At 59.2% G+C, this 2,060-nt stretch carries 3 protein-coding genes; all 3 read right to left on the bottom strand.

Going from position 1 to position 2,060, the window contains the following annotated elements:
- Positions 1-204: hypothetical protein (locus FJ938_RS29735; protein ID WP_210243436.1), on the bottom strand; the 204-nt coding region annotated here is incomplete at its 3' end.
- A gap of 281 nt (positions 205-485) precedes the next feature.
- Positions 486-1,256, bottom strand: coding sequence for an NUDIX domain-containing protein (locus tag FJ938_RS29210; protein WP_140700119.1), 771 nt, complete (start codon positions 1,254-1,256; stop codon positions 486-488).
- Between the two features lie 549 nt (positions 1,257-1,805).
- Positions 1,806-2,060: DUF6101 family protein (locus tag FJ938_RS29730; RefSeq protein WP_246673601.1), on the bottom strand; the 255-nt coding region annotated here is incomplete at its 5' end.

The raw sequence follows: 2,060 nt of genomic DNA, 5'->3' as shown, positions 1-2,060 counted from the left end.
CTCCCGACGCATCGAATGACGGCGACCGCGTTTGGCCGCTCTACACATTATCCACCAGTTGCGTGCAACCCGCACCGCGACGAAGTGATCGCGCCCGGATTTCGCCACCTGCTCTGGCATCAGGTCGTTCAGCGCCACGAACAGGTGAACCTGGCTCGCCCCGCCTTCGGGCCCGTAGACCGGGACACCGGCATCCTCGAGCATTCTGGCGATCGTCGAAGCTCGATGCCCATGCTCCTCTGAGGCGAGCCCCCTGTTCGACTTTGTCCCAGTATTCCAACGTCGTCCGCTCCCCTTCAACATGGCTCGCTACCGATGCTGATCCGGATCCAGATCGACAACAACCCCTGGCACGTGACGCGGCGAGTCGGCCTGGAGCGCCAGCGGTCGCTGAAGTCGGTGACCCGTGGCGGAGCTGTCGGCGGCGCTCGACAGGGACCTAGCTTCCTAACTGCATTTCAGGTTATCCGACGCTAGTCCTGCAGTCATCTTCCGGCAAACGCCAAGTCAGTCTTTCTCAGCAGTTCGCTGCCGATGCCGAAGCTCCAAGTCGCCGGGCCGCCAATCCTGCTTGCAGCCGACCCGTCCAAAACGGATGTGAGAGGGAGAACATGATGCGAATGGGCCTCGGCCGCATCCGTGGCCTTGTTCAAATGCTTCAACATTTCACCTGCCGAGGCTCTCGCACGAAGCAAGATGGTTATTTCGGGGTGGCAGTGCACCGGATCATAGGCGATTCCGAGCAGGCGTGAACCCAATCTATCGACCTCGTCGAAACCTGTCTCCTCCCTCAGTTCCCGTTCAGCCTCCGCAAACAGATCCACGGGTCCGTCGTCATGCGCATTCGCATAGCCCCCGACGAAATACAGGCCTCCTGGGTTTTGTTCAGCCTCCAATGAACGCCTGGTGACGAGCACATATCCGTCAATCCCTAGCGCCACGGCAGTAATTCCTATCGGGTCGGATCGGCTCGCATCTGGGAATCTGTCGACGAACGCGGGATCCCTACTCGAGACATAGGAAGAGAAGGTGGTTCGCTGGAATTTCAGATCTATGCGTTCGCCTGTCGCGTCAAGCGCGTGGAGCCGCGCAAGAGATCCATCGAAGGCTCCGGGATTTCGCTTCTGGAATTTCTGCCAGACCTCCTGGCGATGCCTTTCAGCCGTCTCGGAGAACGTGAAATCTCCGAAAATTTTGGCGCTCACCTGATCGGGTCGGTAGCACCCAACCGCAAGGAAATTGCTACGCAAAGCCATGGCCGCCTCTGATCTCCGATTCCCGATATGTCGCTCCAGGGCGAGCCGTTTCCTGATCGGGTTCCTCGCAAGTGCTTACCGATCCGGTGATCGTATTTGACCGGATCTCGTTGTTCTGGAGTTCTTTGGGAGGCGGATGAGCGTTTCGCGGGTCGGCAGACTTTGTGCGCGTGTTATTGCGCACTCGGTGACACGTCGACCGCTGACACCCCTGCCGCCAATAGGCGCCTGAGGCAAGGACGGAGAAGACTGATTGCCATAGCGATATCCGTTCAAGGCCTTTTTCCCCGAGGCGGAGAATGGGTCAGGGATTGTCTACTGTCCAGCATGAGACAGGAACCCAGCGAAGGGGTTGACGCGGTCCGCTGTCGTTGGTCCACGTGATCTAGCTGATGGCGCTTAGCTTCGGCAGATCGTGTTCAGGAACACTTGGCCGACATCGTTTTAGGACAAATTCGTCGGGTCTGCCACGAACCGCGGCCCCCAGCAACGGGCGCAGTGAGGAGGACCGACCCTGCAGACCAACTGAACACGAGACACGTTGTCAGGTCACTTCCGATCCACCAGTCGACCGATATGCTCTAACGACGTCAGTTTGTTCATCAGGCCAGCATTAGAAAGTCTGGGCGCATGGTCGAGACGCGGTCCATGTTGCGTTCGCTGGGGTGAGTGCGCGTTGATGCTGGCACCGAGCGTTTCCTCGAGCGTGCGCGCAACTCCGTCTGCACCAAGCAGAAGCATAGGCAGACGGTAGGCATCGGCCCAGGCACGCCAGTCGGCGGCAACAAGTTCGAGATCGTCGGA

The sequence above is a fragment of the Mesorhizobium sp. B2-4-14 genome (genome assembly GCF_006442155.1).
Taxonomy (GTDB): Bacteria; Pseudomonadota; Alphaproteobacteria; order Rhizobiales; family Rhizobiaceae; genus Mesorhizobium.
This window is presented reverse-complemented; position numbering and strand designations above follow the sequence as displayed.